1 protein-coding gene is annotated in these 21037 nt (G+C 42.7%); it reads left to right on the top strand.

Translation table 11 applies throughout. The features are described 5' to 3' along the window. Nucleotides 1-444 precede the first annotated feature (444 nt). Complete coding sequence (locus P856_RS04435; RefSeq protein WP_025300870.1) at nucleotides 445-19959, top strand: SDR family NAD(P)-dependent oxidoreductase; 19515 nt, start codon at nucleotides 445-447, stop codon at nucleotides 19957-19959. The last annotated feature ends 1078 nt before the right edge of the window (nucleotides 19960-21037 follow it).

Here is a 21037-nt window from a genome sequence, read left to right as displayed (position 1 = left end):
ATAGCAAAAAGAAAATAAGGCTGCTGGGAATTAACAGTTGGTAAGGAGTAAAATAGTCATGGCATAGGTAATTTTTTAATTACGGATGATTTTATTATCTTACCAGTAAATTGGTTATTTTGGTCGTTTTGTGCAAAATTTTTAGTTTATTAGTGCAGTTTATTGGCGTTTAAAATGCTATTTTTTATTATATTCGAGCAATACTTTATCCTATTCGATAATGTATTGCTCGGGTTAGTTCTTTATTAATTTTTAGACTATCAGTAAATAGTTAGCGAGAATATTGCTGAATAAGCCGCTTGGCTGTGTTTTTTGATTTGCATGATGTCATTCATGATTTTTCCAATTGATGGTTTAATGATAAATGTAAGCTTATATTTTGCCACTTTCAGTTTTTAACTCTATCCTGTGCTATATTGATGAATATTATTCGTAGAGGGGGCAATGACACAACGCACTATTAAAGCAGGAGCAGACGCCCAAAAAAGGCGGGTTATGGCGCTTGTAGCTGATGGAATGCTTTCAGCAAATGAGGCGTTGTTATTGTTAAGGGAAAAGCAAGAATCATCTGCTTTTTCTTCATCTGAAGTTAACCGTAGCAGCAAATCGCTTGCAATCGCAATAGTTGGCATGTCTAGTCGATTTGGCAAAGCTGAAGGGCTAGATGAGTATTGGAATGTATTGCGCGATGGTCGCTCCATTATATGCGATCCACCATATGATCGTTTCAACAATACAATTGATGGCGAACGACCACGTGCTAGTTTTTTAAATGATCCGGAAGCTTTTGATAATGGTTTTTTTAAGATATCACCGACTGAAGCGGCTTTGATGGATCCACAACAGAGGATATTTTTAGAGCAATCCTATCATGCGCTGGAGGATGCTGGTCTTGGTGGGGACTCTATGTCTGAAGCGCGTTGCGGAGTTTATGTTGGAGCTGGCAGTGGTGATTATTCAGGGATTCTTAAAGCTCGCGGGATCAGTGGTAATCCACTAGCACTAATGGGTAATGTGGCATCCATCCTTGCTGCAAGAATCTCTTATTTCTTAAACTTAAAAGGCCCAAGTATTGCAGTAGATACTGCATGTTCTTCATCTTTAACTGCTCTTTACCTAGCGGTGGAAGCGCTGGAAGCAAAAACAGTAGATGTGGCGTTGGCAGGTGGTGTTTGCGTTATTAACACTACGGAGTTCATGGCTGCAATGAAGGAGGGTGGTATGCTTTCTCCTACTAGTGCATGTCATACTTTCGACGCTTCAGCAGATGGTTTTGTGTGTGGTGAAGGTGCTGGGGTCGTGGTATTAAAGCGACTTAGTTCTGCACTTGCAGATGGGGATACTATTCACGGTGTGATTCGTGGCATTGGTATTAATCAGGATGGTCGTACGAATGGGATCACTGCTCCTAGTGGAACTGCTCAACAAGCATTAGAAGAAGAAGTTTACAGACGTTTTGATATTGATCCTCGCTTAATATCTTATGTGGAGACTCATGGTACTGGTACACCATTAGGCGATCCTATTGAGGTTGATGCCCTGACAGAAGCATTCCGAAGTTTTACTCAAGATCGTGGATTCTGTCGGATTGGTTCGGTGAAGACTAATATTGGTCACACACTGACGGCAGCAGGGTTGGCTGGGCTAATTAAGATTTTGTTAATGATGCGTTATCATGTCATCCCACCAACGATTAATTTTAATACGCCTAATCCCAAAATTGACTTTAATTCGAGTCCGTTTATGGTAGCAACGGCGTTACAGTCTTGGGATGTTCCCATTAATCATTCTCGGATTGCAGCACTTAGCTCATTTGGTTTCAGTGGCACTAATGTACATTTAGTGATTGAGGAATTTCCTTTAGAATCTCGACTTGTATCTAGCGGGATAGCCGCGCCAATTTTATTATCGGCCAAAAATCAAGCTTTACTTGCTGTATACGCTAATCAACTTCTCGATTGGGTTATGGTTAACTCTAGGGTATCACCAAGTGATGTTGGGTTGAGTCTAGGTGTTGGTCGAGGAGCTTTCCATGCTCGAGCTGGTTTTTTGGCTAGAACTAGGGAAGAGCTTATTAGCGGTTTATCAGCTATCGTTGAAGGCAAGCAGAATTTTAGTGATGATGCAACAGTTAATGCTTTTGTAAAAAATGGAACCCTTGCTTCACGTTCGGCATTTGATCTTCATGCTCGGCGAGTATCTATACCTGGTTATCCTTTTGCGCGAATTCGTCCTGGTGAATTGGCATCCTCAGCGACTACTATTTCTTCAGATGCCGAAGCCGCCTTGAAACGACATGGATCAGCTTTTGGATTAGCGGAAGCTTGGGGACGCGAAGCATTGATATCTGTGTTAGCTGATATGGGTTTATTTTCGACGGGACGTACAACTTTTACTCGTGCTTGGTCCCGTCATAAACTTGGAATTGTAGACAATCGTGCTCGGCTTTTTGACGCCTTAGTTAACATCGCGGCACGTCAAAAGGTTGTGGCGCTGGAAGGTAATTTGATTCGTCCAAGCCCTTCATTAGATCCGATAGATCGTGTGAAATCCCAATCTATTTTACGATCGTCTCACCCAGACACAGCACCTTTCCTTGATTTACTAGACGCAACTTTGGAAGGTTTGCCTTTGGTACTTACTGGCAGGCGGACCGCAACGGAGGTATTGTTCCCTGGCGGGAAAGGTGATTTAGTGGAGGCCATATATAGTGGTAATCCGCTAGCTAAGGAATTGAACTTACGTTTGGCTCAGCGCTTAACTGACTTGGCAGTAAAAAATAATCGCCCGCTAAAATTGCTAGAGGTTGGAGGTGGGACCGGTAGTGCAACTCGTGCTGCTTTGGATGCTCTTTCTACTGTTGGACGTTTTGGAAAATACGTTTTTACTGATGTAGCTAGTGCCTTCATAAAGGCTGCGCCCGCTAGTTTAGCGCCGATTCCTAAGGAAGTAAAGTTTTTAGCTCACGTGTTTGACTTAGAAGCGGAAGTACCGGCTTCTGTAGCTACACAATGTCCATTTGACGTAATTATTGCTTCTAATGTATTGCATGCAACTAAGCGTATTGATACCACTTTAAAACGTTTGCATGGATTATTATTGCCAGCTGGTTCATTGCTGTTAAACGAAGTAGTTAATGTACAGGATTTTGCGACTCTTACTTTTGGATTAACTGATGGCTGGTGGGCTTTCGAAGATGCAAATATAAGGTTGCCTGATGCTCCTGTGCTGTCAATAGAAGGTTGGCGTAGAGTTTTAAAAAGTACTGATTTCCCTGATGTTTCTTTTAACTCAATAACTGATCGAGACGGTCATCCTGTGCAGTCAATTATTTGCGCCAGGCGAGGCGAAGCTGCTAGTAATTTACCAATAGTATCTGCGTATACAACAGATCGCCGGGATGATGCTAACGTACAGATTGCCTATAAAGATATTCCCGCTCAGGTTACTAATTCATCTACTTTGGATAGCTATTTGCGTGGAGTTGTTGCTCAAGTCTTAACTCTCCCCGTAGAAGAGATCGATTCCCATGGGCGCTTCATGGAATTGGGTCTTGATTCTATTCTTGGTGTAGCACTGGTTGAGAGAATAAATACCGATCTGGCTGTGGATCTACGGCCTACTGTAGTGTTTGACTATCCTACTATTGCTGATCTTGCAGGTCATTTATCTGTTTCTGGCGTATCACTATCTCAAGGCTTAACCAACCACAGGGAATCTAAAGAGGTAAGTACACTTAATGCTTTAGGTTCCAGAGATGAAGCTATTGCTGTGATCGGTCTTTCTGCTAGATTTGCTGATGCTTCAAATATCAATGAGTTTCGTAAGATGTTACGCGATGGGCGTAGTGGGATTGTTGAGGTGCCGCTATCGCGCTGGTCTCCAGAGGTAGATAATATTGGAGCTGTTAATCCATTTGAGCGATGGGGTGGTTTTCTTGCTAATGCTGAGGGGTTTGACCCGCTAGTTATGCGGATGTCAGGTAAAGAAGCGGAGTTGACAGATCCACAGCATAGGGTATTTCTTATGGAAGCTTGGCGTGCTTTAGAAGATGCTGGATATGGTGATGTGGCGCTGAATGGTTTGCGTTGTGGCGTTTTTGTTGGCGCTCATGGAGGAGACTATACTCACCGTATGACATTAGCTGGAGTAGAACCAGAGTCTTTTGCTTTCATGGGTAATGCAGCCTCTATATTGGCAGCGCGTATTTCTTATATGCTTAACTTAAAAGGTCCTGCTTTAGCGATTGATACTGCATGTTCTTCATCATTAGTCGCAATTCATACCGCTTGCCGGAGTATCCAGGATGGTGATTGTGATATTGCTTTAGCGGGTGGGGTGTTTGTGACTACTGTAAAAGGCTTTAATGTCGCTGCTGGTAAGGCAGGGATGTTGTCTCCTAATGGTCGATGCGCTGCGTTTGATGTGTCGGCTGACGGTTTTGTGCCTGGCGAAGGCGGCGGTGCTGTGTTGCTCAAGCCTTTATCTCGGGCTTTAGAAGATGGTGATAATATCCAGGCAGTGGTTCTTGGTTCTGGAATAAATCAAGATGGTAAGACTAATGGCATTACCGCACCTAGTCCAGAAAGCCAGGCGGCATTGCATCGCTTAGTTTATTCTCGTTATTCTATTAATCCTACTTCTATCGGTTACGTTGAAGCCCATGGCACTGGTACATCGTTGGGCGATCCAATTGAAGTAGAGGGATTAACTCGTGCTTGGGCGGATTGGACTGATAGACGTGGTTCGTGTGCTATTGGTTCAGTGAAGACTAATATTGGTCACGCTGCTCATGCAGCTGGAATCGGTGGTTTTATAAAGGCTGTTTTGGCGGTGCGTGATGGGGAGATTTATCCATCGCTGCACTATAATGAAGAAAATCCCCGATTAAATTTGTCTAAAACTCCATTCCGAGTACCTACGGTGCTAGAGTCATGGCAGGTTGAGAATGGCGCGAAGCGTAGAGCGGCCGTAAGTTCTTTTGGTTTTAGTGGTACTAATTGCCATATTGTAATTGAAGAAAGACCTGATTCTTTGCAAAAAGAGCCTGTCACAGGGCAGCAACTTTTTTTACTATCTGCTAAAACTTTAACCGCTTTAGCAACTAAACGTAGAGAGCTTGCTGAATATCTGGAAAATCGAACGTTGGCTCTGGCTGATGTAGCACTGACTTTAGCAATGGGTAGAACGCATTTTGAGCATCGATTTGCTGCTATCGCTGATTCAACTGTGGAGCTAGTAGCAGCACTGCGGTGTGACAATATCGTTTCGAAGAGTAATACAATCTTGGATGATATGGCTAGATTATATCGCGATGGCTGTGAAATAAGCCTTTCAAATATTGGCTTGGGTGGCGCTAGGATTAGTTTGCCAACTTATCCATTTGAATTGACTCCTTACTGGATCGATGTGCCTGATAATAAATTAGCAAGTAATAAATCTCAAGTACCTCAGGTAACAATAATGGCAGCTGATTGGGTTAGTGATCCAACGCCTGTAACGCCTGTTTCTGGACAATTGCTAATTGTAGGTGAGGATCCAGTAGTTGATGAGATTGCTGCTGGTTGGATATTTGGTAACTCCAAACGGTTCTCATTTCAACAAAATGAGTTATTGTATTCAGCCGCAAATCAGTCAGACGCTGTAGTGATTGTAGGAAGCAGGGAACCTAATAATCCTTTCTTAGCTGAAGATATTGGCGCTGCTCTCTTATCAGTTGTTCAAGGTGTGCTGTCAAATTCTGGTAGGTCTGTTCCGGTTTTGCTAGTGCATCGAGGAGCGCCAGGTGAATCTGCATTCATTTCATTTGGTCAATCAATAGATTTCTTGGGTGGAAGAGCTCAGGTGCGTGCGTTTGAAATGGAGGTTTTTGAAGTTGGTCGTATTTTGTCGGAAATTGGCTTTGGCCCGCGTGAAGTAAGAATCGTTGCTGGATGTCGTGAGATGCGGCAGATGAAGCCTATCCTCTTAGAGACGGAAATTTTTTCTCTAAACCCATATGGTGCAGCTGTTCTAATTACTGGGGGTGGTGGTGTCTTAGCTCGTTTGCTAGCACTAAAGCTGACTCGTGAGACTGGTGCAAAAATTGTTCTGCTTGGTCGGAGTATGCAAACTGATGCAATCGGACAGACTATACGAGATATTGAAGTTGCTGGTGGTGTTGCATGTTATAGAGTATGCGATGTAGCTGATGAATTAGCGCTGGCCAAAACTATAAGTGAGATAGAAGATACTTTTGCTTCTATCTGTGCTGTTTATCATCTAGCTGGCGTAGCTAGCGAGGGTTCTGTAATATCTAAAACTTGGAGCGATATGCGTGTTGTTTTCAGTCCTAAAGCCTTAGGTTTAGCTGCACTTGACAATGTACTTGGCGATCGTTCACTGCAAGCTTTTGTTGTTTTTACTTCTTTGGCGGCAGAACTTGGAGATTTTGGACAATGTGATTATGCTTTAGCCAATGCTTATGCAGATCGTTTTATCACTTGGCGCGATCTGCAAGTGCGAAATGGTTGTAGGCATGGTGTATCTCGTGCATTTGGCTGGCCGCTTTGGGCTGATGGTAGGCTGGTAATGTCATCTACCGGATCCCAGCTGTTTACTGAAGTATCAGGATTGCGTGCGATTAATACTGATGAGGCGTTTATTGTTTTTGACCGAGTACTGAGCGGTAGAGAGCCATCAGTGATGATTGTACCAAGTGATGCAGTGTCAGCGCGTAGGCTTATGGATGCTCGGATAAACCATGTCACTTCATCCGAGACATCTACGATTATCGCCAACAAATCCTCTGATATGGATGACTATTCCACTAGTGCAGTTGCGGCAACCTTGACAAGGCTTATTGCGGAACAGATGAAACTTCCTGCTGACCGATTAATGCTTGAATCGAATTTGGTAGATTTTGGTTTTGATTCTATTGCTCTGAAGGACTTTGCTGTTTCAGTTTCTCGCACTTTTGGTATTGATTTATCTCCGGCAGTCTTTTTTGCTCATGGATCGATTTCTGCTCTTGCTACTTATCTGACTAAAGAGCATGGCATTGGAGCTAAAACGCCTGCTTTGCCGGTGGAAGCTAATTCCTCTAAATGGCCTGGAGCGCAATCGAAGTTTTCATCTTGTGCTACCCATACCAATAATGACGCAATTGCTATTATTGGTATGTCTGGTCGTTTTCCTGGATCTCCGAACGTAAGTGCATTTTGGCGCAATCTAGAGGCTGGATGTGACTTAATTGGTTCTATGCCAGAAGAGCGGCGCGACTGGGGATTGGAACAGGAAGGTGGTATAGGGGGGTATATCGATTGTGTGGACCGATTTGAATACGATTTTTTTGGTCTATCGTTGCGTGATTCTTTGCTTATGGACCCACAGCATCGGCTGGCTATTGAAGCTTCCTGGAATGCAGTTGAAGCAGCTGGGGTACGCATGGATACGCTTGCTGGGCGTCGTATCGGTGTTTTATTTGCAAGTCAGGTTAACGAATATGCGCGATTAGTGCCTTTTGATGAATCTTCCCGAGCTCAGATGGCTCTTGGTAATGTTTCTGCACTTCTTTCTAACAGAATCTCTTGGCTATTTGATCTACGGGGACCAAGTGAAGCGATTGATACTGCGTGTTCTGGCTCGTTAGTTGCTGTTCATCGCGCAGTTCAGATCCTACGTGCTAATGAGGCAGAGATGGTGTTAGCAGGTGGGGTTAGTGTTATGCTAAGTTCCGATAGTGAGGAGACTGTGCGTAAACTTGGCGTTGCTTCTCCAGACAGCCGCTGTTTTGTTTTTGATTCCAGAGCTAATGGCTATGTAAAGGGTGAAGGTGTTGGTGCTGTCTTGTTAAAGCCACTAAAGAATGCTTTAGCTGATGGTAACCCGGTGCTTGCGGTGATTCGCGGGAGTGCCGTAACTCATGGAGGACATGCTCAGACTATAACAGCACCCAATGCCTCTGCTCAGGCAGAGACGATTGTTCAAGCGGTGCGCAACGCCAATATTCACGTGGACGCTATTAGCTATATAGAGGCCCATGGTACAGGTACCGAACTTGGCGATCCAGTAGAAGTAGAGGGGTTAAGGCAGGCCTTCCGTAATTTAGGCCGCAGTCATGACTCAGCTGCTTGTCCAATTGGTTCAGTAAAGTCTAATATTGGTCATTTAGAGCCAGCAGCTGGGATAGCTGGGCTTGTAAAGTTAATCCAGGCATTGCGCCATCACACTATTCCGGCCAGTTTGCACGTTGAGAATATTAATCCGTTAATCGATTTGTCTGATGATTTGGTACGCATTGCTAATCGCGTTGAGCCTTGGGTTAAGCGACCTAACGGGGGACCGCGTTGTGCGGGTGTTAGTTCATTTGGTTTTGGGGGAACTAATGCGCATCTAGTGCTTGAAGAAGCGCCGAAGCCAATCATTGCATCACTTCTGGAACGAAGCACTTTACTGGTTGTGTCTGCCACGACCAAACAGCGATTGATAGCTTATTGTGAGATATTAGTTAACTATTTAATTGAACGCTCTTTGCCTTTGATTAATGTTGTAGCAACCTTAATGATGGGACGTGTTCCTCTTGCTGCACGAGTTGCGGTGCTTGTAACACCAGGTGATAATGCTATCGTGCGATTAAATGCTGCTATTGACGTGTTAAAAGGGACGGCAAACGATGCAAGTGTGGTGGAAGGTTTGGTTGGTACTGGAGCTTTGAAGAAAGGCCAGGAAACTGGGGTTATGATCAGAGAGCTTTTAGAGGAAGGTGAGTTGATTCGTATTGCTCGACTTTGGGTGGCTGGAACAGAAATTGACTGGCAAGATATTGGTTTGGCTAGCGGTCCTAGAATAACCTTACCTGAACGTCCATTGCATGGTTCAAGATGCTGGTTTAAGGGTAAGCTTGATAAGGGAGAGGTAGATGCTCCAAAGCTTCAGTCTACTTCGGTAGATGCATTGGTTAAAGAATCATCCAAAGAGTCATCTTTAGTATCGTCTTCTTCCTCAATCAATACTGTAATTCCTACAGCATCACAGCATGATCAATCCGAGGTTGCTGATCGTATCACTGACTTAGTAGCAAGTGCTTTATACGTAGAGGCAGGGACAATTGATCGTACTGCTGGATTATCTGATATTGGACTTGACTCCATTTTGGCTGTCGAATTAGTGCAAGAGATTAATCAGACTTTTGGTACTAAACTTCAGGCTGCCCGTCTTTATGATTATCCGACAGTTGAAGCGTTGGCTAAATTTGTTGCAAGTTCGACGCGTCTTGATCAGCTCGACAATTCATCACCTACACCCATTATCAATCAATCTACTCCCCCAGCTTCGGATGTCCCACAAAACGCTGATGCCGTATTACTTGAGATTCGTCGTATTGTTGCTGAAGCTCTTTATGTGGAGCCTGAAGTATTAGATGAAACATCAGGGTTTGGTGATTTAGGTTTAGACTCAATCTTGGCCGTCGAAGTGGTACAAAATATCAATGACTGCTATGGTATAAGCTTGCAGGCAGCTAGATTGTACGATCATCCTACGATTATGGATCTTGCTAATTATGTGACTTCCTCTTTGTCTAATCGTCTTACAGTACCGATAGTTGATTCATCTTCACCTTTAGAGCTTTCAGAAGAAGCGACTTCTATTTTAAACTTTTTGCGCGAGCGAATTGGAATTACTATAGGAACTTCAGGAAACTCAATCGACCCCAGCGCACCCATTACTGATTTTCGTATTGACCCAGAGTCTGCAGGGAAGATCATTGATGATATAGCACTAAAGATTGGTTTTCGTCCGACATTTGAACAAATTAGCCGTTGTACAGATCTTAGATCACTAGCAGCTTTTTTAGCTTCAGGTAATAACTCACAACCAATTGATCTTGTTTCTAATTCCTCTGTTTCAGAAACAGAGGAATTAGAAACATCTACTAATATCGATTACCCGCAAAAGAACGAATTTCAGACAAATGACAAAATAGTATTTATCGTACGATCGATTGTCGCTGAGGTATTAGGCGTAGAATCCAATGCACTAAGTTTGGATGTGCCGCTAAAAGAGCTAGGAATAGATCTAGTGCAAGCTGGAGAAATAGCCTATCGCTTAAATCGTTACTTTGGCACTGACATGACATCTCATCGCTTAATGACTTTTAGAGGAATCATTGATATTGCTTCTGCTTTTAATAGTGGGCCAGATAATGACCCGGGAGGAAATGGTTTTAGCCCGTCGAAATCCTTTGATAGTACTGTGCAATCTGCAGAAATTATCAATGCTGTACCATCAAATTTAACAATTAATAGCACTCATTCTTTAGCCAGTGAGGCTGTTGCTATTATTGGTATTGCTGCGCGTTATCCTAGAGCAGCTTCAGTTAACGACTTCTGGAATTTAATCTGCGATGGCCGTTCAGGTATCAGTGAGGTACCAGCAGATCGTTGGTCGGTTAAGGACAATATCGATACTTTGACTGATCCTTCTCAACGTTCCGCTGTTCATTGGGGTGGATTTATTTCTGATGTGGACCGATTCGACCCCCTTTTCTTTGGATTATCGCCAAAGGAAGCTGAGGTTATGGATCCGCAGCAGCGTTTATTCTTAGAAGAGGGATGGCATGCTTTCGAGGATGCTGGTCTTAGTCGTGAAAGTATAAAGGGTATGGCGTGTGGAATATTTGTTGGCGGTGGACAGAGTGATTATGTTCATTTGCTGCCACGTGACGGCGTTGAATTGTCTGGACAGATGTTGTTGGGTAACACATCTTCTGTGTTAGCAGGGCGACTTGCTTATTTTCTTGACCTTAAAGGACCAAGCTTAGCAATTGATACCGCCTGTTCTTCTGGTTTGGTGGCAACTCATTATGCTGTACGTAGTTTGCTAGACGGGGAGTGCCAAATAGCTTTAGCTGGTGGTGTTAATTTAATGCTAACGCCGCAAATGCATTTAATGACCGCCGCTTCTGGTATGTTAGCACCGGATGGACGTTGTAAGACTTTCGATAATACGGCTGACGGTTTTGTGCCAGGTGAAGGGCTGGGCGTGGTAGTTTTGAAACCGCTAACAAAGGCTATTGCAGATTGTGATCGCATTTACGCCACCATTCTTGGTTCAGCAGTAAATCAAGATGGACGTACTAGCTCAATTACAGCACCCAGTGCTGCTTCTCAAGCACGTTTAGAAGCTGGGCTTTACCTTCGCGCTGGAATTGATGTTCAACGTATTGGTTTGGTTGAGGCACACGGTACTGGCACCAAGCTTGGTGATCCTATTGAGGTCTCAGCTTTGACTCAAGCCTTTACCGAGAGTGGTGTTCCGTTAGGGAAGCGTGAATCAGTAGCTATAGGCTCAGTGAAGACCAATATTGGTCATACTTTAGCAGCTTCTGGTATGGCAGGTTTGATAAAAGTAGCGTTATCATTACGTTATGGTAAAATTCCTCCTAGCTTAAATTTTAGCCAACCAAATACTCATATTTCTTTTGAGGATACTCCTTTTCGAGTGCCAACTACTCTTCAGGCTATGGATCCTGACCGTCCATTAGCGGCAGTTAGTTCTTTCGGGTTTAGTGGCACGAATGCACATATGGTACTTGGACCCCCTCCTAAAATATCAATACCTTTTGTCTTAACCAGTGTGTTGGTTTTCCCCCTATCGGCCCCATCCCAGATAGCTTTGCGTCGGTTGGCAGCAACGTTGGCTGATAGTATTACTCCGGATGCTATCTTAGTTGATGTTGCTTATACTCTAGCTTTACGTAGAACACTCTTTAATAGCCGCTGTGTTGTTGTAGCTGCTTCACGTTCTAGCTTACTTGAATCTCTTCGTCTGATCTCAACAGAGAAGGTAAATTTTGATACAGCTGTAGGCCCTCAAGTACCAGATTCTTTGATTGATGATGTTAAATTATTTCTTAGTGGAGGAAAGCCATCTTGGCAATCATTGCCCAGAGGAAAGGTAGCTGATTTGCCGGGTTATCCCTTTGATCGTCGTCGTTTTTGGGTGGAACCTACGACTGTTTCAGCTAAACCTATTACCTCACTTGTTCTTTCTTCGAATCATCCAATTCTTGTCGGTCATCTGGTTGCTGGTCGTCGCATATTGCCAGGCGTTACTGCTTTAGTTGCAGTATGTCGAGGGCAAGATGACTGGGTGATGGTTTCTGATCTGATTTGGCACTTTCCTGCGGAGGCTAAGGATACTGGCCTTGACATCAATTTAGTGGATTGTGCTGATGGTAGTTTTAGTATGCTGAGTGGTGCAGTTACCGGGACTCGCACGATAGGTATTTCGCCAGAAACTGGGTCTTTATCAATGCCATTGGGCGGAAACACGATTGAATCTCCACAAATTTATGACTTTCTGAAAGACGCTGGCATTGTTTACGGTCCTGAATTTCATCGAGTAGCATCGGTACGTGTCATTGCTGATGAAGCTCTAGTGACTTTTACTCTCTCTACAAAAACTTTAGGTGACGAAATAATTGATATTGCGGCAGTTGGCATTTTGGACGCTGCCTTGCATGCATTGGCTGCTTTCGCTATAGACCGTGGTGATCCTGGTATGCTGTTGATGCCTAGTAGTTTAAAGAGTGCTTACATTTGTTCAAATGTTGCTTGCGCTACGAAAGCTCGTCTATCCTTGTGTCAAGGCAGTCAAGTAGGAACGATTATTGCTAATATAGAGCTATTCGCATCTAACGATATGCTGGTAGCAAAATTATCTGGTCTTTGTGCTAAGGCATCAGAATCATCTGTTGAAATTGCTAAAACTTTTCTTTTACAACGCCATTGGGTTGCTGAAAGTTCACGGCTAATTCCTCTTCAAGGATCTGTTGCTATATTAATAGCAGCTGGAGGAAGTATTGCACTATCTTGGGCAAAAGATTTAATTAATGAAGTCAATCTATTAGAGCAGAAAGCTTATATTCTAAATGTGTCAAATTGGAAGCATGACATTGATAAGGCTCGTACAGTTGTTTTTGTTGCTTTCTCTGATAGTTGCCCCCCTAAATTAGAAGATGCTGAGCTTTATGGCGTGCATCTGTTACTAGAAGTATCCAGATTCTTAATTGCCAGCGGTGTTAATAGATCTTTGCGCGTAGTTACCCGGGGTGTTCATAGCTTAGCAGATGATGAGTATCAAGAGTATTCATTTGCGGCCTTGTCAGGCTTTGTTCGCACTTTAGCGCGAGAACATCCGGCACTTGATCCATTAGTGATTGATTTGCCGCTTGTTCATCAGGAGAATGTTGCTAGTGGCCGAGCTCATCAAAGGTTATTGCTTGCTGATGGCGGGGGTGAACTAAATGATATAGCTTATCGCGACGGTCAGCGCTTTGTCAGCCGACTTAGTGAACTGCGATTTGAAGGCGAAGCAGATCTGCACCTAGATAAAGGTAGCGTAGTTCTTATCCTTGGAGGTGCTGGTGGGATTGGACAGGCGATAAGTTTTGATCTTGCTAGACGTTATTCAGCTCGTATTGTTTGGATTGGGCGACGGGCAGAAAATGATAATATTCGGGCAGCTAAGGATAAAGTGAAAGCAGTCGGAGGTATTGTATGGTATTTTCAGGTCAATGCTAATGATTCATTCGCATTGACCAATATAATGGAAGTTGTTGAGAGTAAATGGGGACGGATTGTTGGGGTAATTCATGCTGCTATTGTGTTATCAGATACCTTAGTGGAAACTATGGATGCTGAGACTCTGGATCGTGCCTTGGGCGCTAAATCTCATACCGCAGTAGCTTTAGAGCAAGCCTTGGCAAAACGTCAGCCAGACTGGCTAGCTATATTTTCTTCCAGTAATGCTTTGACTTGTAATCCAGGCCAGGCAAACTATGCAGCAGGCTGCACTTTTATTGATGCTTGGGCTTTGTCTTGGGGGCGTCGTAAGGGTGTCAGGATATCGGTGATTAATTGGGGATTCTGGGGAGAAACTGGGATAGTAGCGCGTGATGATTATCGAGCTCGGGCTATTGCTGCCGGAGTAGATCCTATTAGTACTGAGGAAGGTTTAGCTATCTTTCGTTGGCTCCTAAGTCGTGGTGTAAGGATGGCAGCTGTTATGCGTTTTGCTGTTGCTGGTTTGTCTCAGGTAGAAGCCGATGTAACTCGTGTTTTGTTTGCACCAAAATTACCAGCTATTCCGGAAAAATTAGGAATGAGCGTACTTGCTAGTCTGAGTAACTGGCCAAAATTAGACGAAGCAAGGTTAAGTATTGCTGTCGCAGATATTTTAGCGATTGAAGAGTATGGTCGCCTTAAATTGATGTATATCTTTGGTAAGATGGGAGTTTTGCAAGAGAAAAATCAGAAGTTAGAAGACATTGTTACCCGTCTTGGCGTATATTCTGAGTATAATCGATTACTGATAGCTCTATTTGATATAATGGCAAGATCTGGTGTATTGATTATGCGTGATAGTTTGCTTACCCTAGAACTAAATCCTAACATGAAGACACCTGAGCCTCCAAAAGTAGTTTTATTGTCGGCTCATCTAAAATTGTTAGATACTTGTCTTGATGGACTAACTGCCGTGCTTACTGGCCTTCGTAAGGCAACTGACGTATTGTTTCCCGGGGGATCAGCTTCATTGGTGGAAGCCGTATATCGTGATAACCCTTCTTCTGATCCATATAACGCAATGTTAGCAGCTGCTACCTTATCTATGGCTATACCCGGCAGGCTTTTAAAAGTGATAGAGGTAGGTGCTGGTACCGGTGGAGCAACGGTTGCTATCACTGATGCTTTATCAGCCTCTGGTCAGGATTTTGATTATACTATGACAGATGTATCTTCTGTTTTTCTTGATCCGGCTCGAGTGCTTTTTTCAGACAAACCCCAAATAAGCTTTTCTGTTCTTGATATTGATGCTGATCCTGCTAAGCAAGGTTTTGTTTGTGGAGCTTATGATTTGGTGATCGCTTCTAATGTACTGCACACTACCTCTGATCTTTGTCGAGCCGTTGACCATGCAAAAGCACTTTTGGCTCCAGGCGGGATATTGTTGCTGAATGAGATGACTGTGAGATCTGACTTAGCAACTTTGACCTTTGGCTTAACAGATGGTTGGTGGGCATATAAAGATTCAGCAGCGCGAATGCCGTATGCAGGACCCCTTCTCGACGTATCAGGATGGCGTGGGTTGCTTACTAGGGCTGGGTTTGTATCATCAGCAGTAGGCGAGCTTGGCGAGCAAAGCGGCCAAAGTATCATTGCTGCTGTATCTAATGGTTGGATACCAAGTTATCGCCTTAAGTCTAAATCGACTTCTAACGCTTATTCGACTCCAGCGGTTAATTTAGTTGATAGTGGTTTGATTAATTGGTTACGTGATATTTTCAGTAAAGCATTAAAACTTAATCCTTCAGAGCTTGCGGTAGATGAACCGTATGAGAGTTACGGTGTTGATTCTTTAGTGGCTATGGATATTCGGTCTAAGATAGAGAATAAGATTGGTGCGTTTCCCACATCATTATTGTTTGAGGGGGTCACGTTATCTGGTTTTGCTAAGGTTTTAGCGCGAGAAAAGCCATTGGAAATTGCTGCTAATTTTACTGATGATAAGTTTGCATCTAATAATTTTGAAGTTATTACTAATACTAGCCGTAGTGCTATTTATAAAACCTCGCTTAGTAACTTGGATGCTGCAAGACCTTCGGTTAATATTACTTCCGCAGCAGATTCGTTAGTCTTGCCTTCTTCCTCTAATATCATAAATCTAGAACCTATTGCTATTGTTGGTATGGCTGGGCGATATCCTAAAGGGGAGAGTGAAGCTGCTTTTTGGAATACTCTTACTGCTGGTGAATGTGTAGCTTGCGCGATTCCGACGGAGCGTTGGCCACATTTTGCTGCGCCTGAGCCAGCTGCACGTAATGCTGCAATGATTGAAGAGGTTGATCGATTCGATCCGCTTTTCTTTCAGATTTCTCCGGCTGAAGCAGCAGCTATGGATCCACAAGAACGGATATTTTTGGAAACTGTTTGGGCAGCTATAGAAAATGCAGGCAGTACTCCTGCCCAGCTTGGTGGAAATCTGCGTCGAGTCGGGGTTTATGCTGGTGCTATGCGTACTGATTATCAGCGTATAGGGACTTTGGATTTAGCATCCGGCGGTAGTGGGTTGGCTGGATCATCTTTTTGGTCAATTGCCAACAGAGTTTCGCATCAGCTTGATTTTCGTGGTCCAAGCATTGCGGTTGATACTGCTTGTTCTGCTGGATTACACGCGATATTGCTGGCTATTGATGCTTTGCGTAATGGTGTAATTGATGCAGCAGTAGCAGGCGGAGTTCACTTGATTTTACATCCGCAGAATCAGCGTGCTATGGCGGCAATGGGTTTATTATCACCTAATGGTATTCCTAGACCATTTGATGCTAGGGCTGATGGTTTTGTTGATGGCGATGGTGTTGGCGCAGTGATACTTAAGCGATTATCAGATGCTGAGCGTGACAGAGACCGAGTGCGAGCAATCATTCTTGGAGGTGCTTCTGGATCAAATGGACTTTCTACTGGATATATGTTACCAAGTCCAGACGCAATGGCTGAGCTGATTAACGTTGCTTTGAATAATGCCAAAGTTGCTCCTGATGCTATAAGTTATATCGAGGCACAGGCTTCTGGTTCGCCTATTGGAGATCCTGCAGAGGCAAGTGCTTTGTCCATGGTTTATAGTGCCGCTAGTGGATTGCGTCGATTGGGAACTTTAAAGGGCGTTATTGGGCACCTTTCAGCAGCATCAGGTTTAGCTCAATTGTCTAAAGTTGTTCTTCAGCTAGAACAGGAAAAGATACTTCCTTTCGCACTTCCGGTTCAGCAACATCCAGATGTAGAATTAACTAAATTTGTCTTCTCAGATACAGTCACTCCGTGGGTTAGGGGTGATAATCCCCGCATTGCTACTATTACTGCTAGTGGTGCGGGTGGATCAAGTGCTGTATTGGTTGTAGCTGAGGCGCCACTGATTGAAAAAGTTTCTCCTCAGGTTTGTTCTGTCGCACAGGTCTTTCCTCTTTCTGCCAAGAAACCTGAACAACTGCAAGAAATGGCTGAGCGATTGGCTAATTACTTAGATAAGGATCGAAGTTTGCTTTCAGCTGTTGCTTGGACCTTACAGGTTGGTCGTGAGGCAATGGCTTTTCGACTTGCAGTTATTGCTGAAGATCGTGAAACTTTGGTTCAACAATTGCGAGCTTTTTTGTCAGGTATAGCCTGTAAAAGTGTAGCGCAAGGTAAGGCTAATAGCCGTTCTCCTGCTACTCCTGATATCTCTGCTTCAGCGGAAGATTTTGCTAAAGCTTGGGTCCAAGGAGCGCCAATAGACTGGCGCTCCTATTGGCAGGGTGCAGTGCCTATTCCAGTATCCTTGCCAACTTATCCTTTTGAGAGAAGAAGATGCTGGATTGAAGAAATAGTATCTTCCAAGAGCACCCCCTTCTTTACAAAAAAGGATGTTTGTGACTCTAATGCAAAAACTTATCAGGCAGTGCGAATTTATCGCCCATCAGATGTTGACAATATTATTGTTGAGCAAGTTACACGTGCAGTACCGTTGCCTGACGAAGTAGCGATTTGTGTAGAAACTTTTTCGCTTAATTTTGGTGATCTTCTTAGTTTGAGGGGTAGCTATCCAAATTTACCGCCTTATCCATTTACACCAGGGATGGAAGTGGTTGGCAGAATTATAGCTGTTGGGGCGAAAGTGAAGGGGCGTAATATTGGTGATCGTGTTGCTGCAATTACTGGCGGGCGTGGTGGTCACGCAGAATATGTGACGCTACCTGCATCTTTAACTGCACTAATTCCAGATGGATTGGATCCTGTCTATGCCGTAGCTTTGCCAATTGCTTATTTGACTGGGCGTTACGCACTTAATAGAGCTGATCTTGCGTCAGGAGAAACATTGTTGGTAACTTCTGCAGCTGGTGGTGTTGGAACGGTATTGGTTCAGTTAGCTAAGGCTATGGGAGCTAACGTATTAGCAACTGTTGGTTCTTCAACAAAGATTGCAGCTATAGAAGCTCTTGGAGCAGTAGTTATAGACTACAGCACTACTACTGATATCGTCGCTTGGGTCCTTGAAAGAACCAGCGGTACTGGTGCCGATGTAGTGATAAATTTGCTTGGTGGTTCAGCCATTCAAGAGGGGATTAACTCTTTAGCACCGGGCGGTAGATATGTCGAGATCGCATTGTCTGGACTGATGGCATCTGGGAGGGTTGATCTCTCTCGGCTTATGGATAACCAAAGCATTATTACTGTCAATCTTGGCCGAGTTATGGCTACTCCACAGCGCACGGCAGTTGCGATGGATGACCTTGCACAAGTATTAGCAAATAACAAACTAACTCCTTTGGTTGACAGTGTATACAGATTTGAGCATATTGCTGATGCCTATCGTCGTATGGCTAGTCGCAAAACGATAGGTAGAATTGTTGTAGCGGTTGATTCAACAATTCCGGATTGCGCTCCTAAGGTATCATTAACAATGCCGAGTAAATCGACTACTTTATCTCTTTCGTTGACTCAATCTTCAGTTGATAATAAGCTTATAGATTCGATCCGTTTTTTGGTATCGGCTGTTCTTGGTTTGAACCCTAAGGAAATTGATGATGAAAGACCCCTGTACGAATTAGGGATGAATTCTGTTTCTGGACTTGAGATTGCTCGGCGGCTGGAAGGCTTGGTAAGCAAGCCAGTAGCCGTTACCACACTATGGCAGCATTGCACTATATCTGCCTTAGCAATTGCTCTTGGTACTAGCAATGATAGTGATTGTAATGACGTTGCAAGGTTAATGAGAACAAGGGTATCGCCGCGTTCGCCCTTGGTAGCCATTCGTGAGGTTGGAATGGGTACGTTGCAGTCAATACCTCCACTATTTTTTGTTCATGGCGCGCCGGGAGAGGTTAGTTGGGCCGTGAATTTAGGTGGAAGGTTAGCTACAGAAATTCCAGTTTATGCTTTTGAGGCTCCTGGTTTACACGGCGATCAGCCGGTACCTACTATGATCGAAGATTTTGCTACTATTTATGCCGACCTTTTAGAAGAAGTATGCCCAATCGGGCAATATAATCTTGGAGGTTATTCTGGCGGAGGAGCTATTGCTTTTGAAGTTGCTCGTATACTTGCTGAGCGCGACCATCCTGCAACAAGCTTGATATTACTTGATGCGAATGCACCGGGCACTGATAGCTTGAGGGGTATGGATATGTCCTTTGGAGGTGGTTTTATATATCGTCTTGCCGCAAATTGGTTAAGTAGTATTTGGGGTGGTGTAAAAATGTTAGAATTAGAGGCATTAACCGACACAAATAAAGAGTTTTGGGCTGATATTGTGCTTAATCACCTTTTTTCTACATCTTCACCACCAATGAAACGTGAAGAGTTACACGCAATGATTAAAGGTATGGATGTAGTTGCTAGCACTATTGGCAAAGCACTTGCAGCTTACAATACAGCACCAATTAATCCAGCATTAAAAACTATGCTTATTCGCTGTGAACAGGGTATGGCTTCAAAGGATAATCCACTCGGTTTGCCTGCTTTTCTAACAGATGGGGATTATCGAGTCGGTTGGGATAAATTAGTCGGCGGTGTGTTAAAAATTTTTGCCGTTGATTGCGATCATTTTTCTCTTGTTTTGGAGCCGAATATAAAACAGGTAGTAGAAGCAATTCATTCTTTTCTATGTGTTACACCTCAAAAAAAGATAACTCGTGCGCATGTGGTTGATGTAGTCTTAAATAATATTCGTAAGAATTTAGTTGACGTACCATCAGAAGAAATTATACCCGAGGTGAGCATGACTGACTTGGGGGCTACTTCTTTGGATCGAGTTGAAGTTACTTTAGCTGCAATGGAAGAGTTAGGTTTGGATATACCACCACGTGATTTAGTTGGTCTTGCAAATATTAATGCCTTGATTGATATTCTATTTAAGCATCTCAATGCAGCTAGTGCTTATTAATGCTGCTTAAATAGAATCAATGTACTTAATGATTACTTAATTTTTTAAGTAAGATGGGATCTGAGAAATTTCTATCTTTAAAACTAATAGAGTTAAAGATAGTGCGAATAAAAAGGTCATAAGGTATGGTTGGAATATATTAGATTGCTGCTTTTAACAATAAGTTATTTTACTTAAGGCACAATCATTATTACCGATGGTATTTTTATAATTCGAGATTTACAAATAGTTATATTGTAAGGCTTGAGCTAATATATTCCTCAGTTAATTACTATTATGCTCTAAGCGCAAAATTTTTACGCTTGTTACATACGAGTTTCTTTAAGTTAGCTAAAAATAAAAAGTGTTTGTTGCGTGAAATTTGCTAAATTTTTATTTACGATATTGATCGATATCTCGGAAATCTTACTTTGTTTGGTTTAATTAGATTAAGTTTGTTAAAGCTATGTATTCAAAGCTAAACTATTTTATATTAGCTATCCTAATACCGATAGTTAGTTTTTTGTTTACACGGAATACTAGGTTAAGTTTAGTTAAACTAATTGATTGATGGACAATTTAAGTTGAAATAATTATTGCAATATTTTTAATTAACAGCCATGTAATTAATTTGGCGTTTATAATTTTATGACGTGTGTTTTACTTTTTTCTTTTAGTGATAAATTTTATTAACTAAATGTCTTTATAATATTTATAATTTTGTAGTAATCTTAATGGTACTTTATTTAAGTATAATTTATTTCTTGATTTTGGATTTATATTTAGAGCATTATTATTAGTTATTCTTTATTATTTGATAAAAATTATTTTTGTTACTGCGATTGTTTTATCCAAATGCTTAATGCAATCTTCTGTAGCTTAGTTTTTACTTGATACTGGATAAAACGTAGTATAAGATCATTGCATTAATTTAGTTTTTATTTTTTGCTTTTAATTGATGATGATAGTTTTCTATTTTAATAAGATAATTTTCTTAATTACTCGGCAAATGCTGGGGTGTTTCGCCATATATCAATGAAAATCGGTTAGGTTATGTAATCTTTCTCTTGATATAATTTGCTGACTTTAATGACTGTTA

The organism is Candidatus Endolissoclinum faulkneri L5 (genome assembly GCF_000510265.1).
GTDB classification, from domain to species: domain Bacteria; phylum Pseudomonadota; class Alphaproteobacteria; order Thalassobaculales; family Thalassobaculaceae; genus Thalassobaculum; species Thalassobaculum faulkneri_A.
This window is presented reverse-complemented; position numbering and strand designations above follow the sequence as displayed.

Excerpts from the sequence above, each read along its gene's own strand:
- P856_RS04435 (WP_025300870.1), top strand. The coding sequence starts at position 445 with ATGACACAACGCACTATTAAAGCAGGAGCAGACGCCCAAAAAAGGCGG.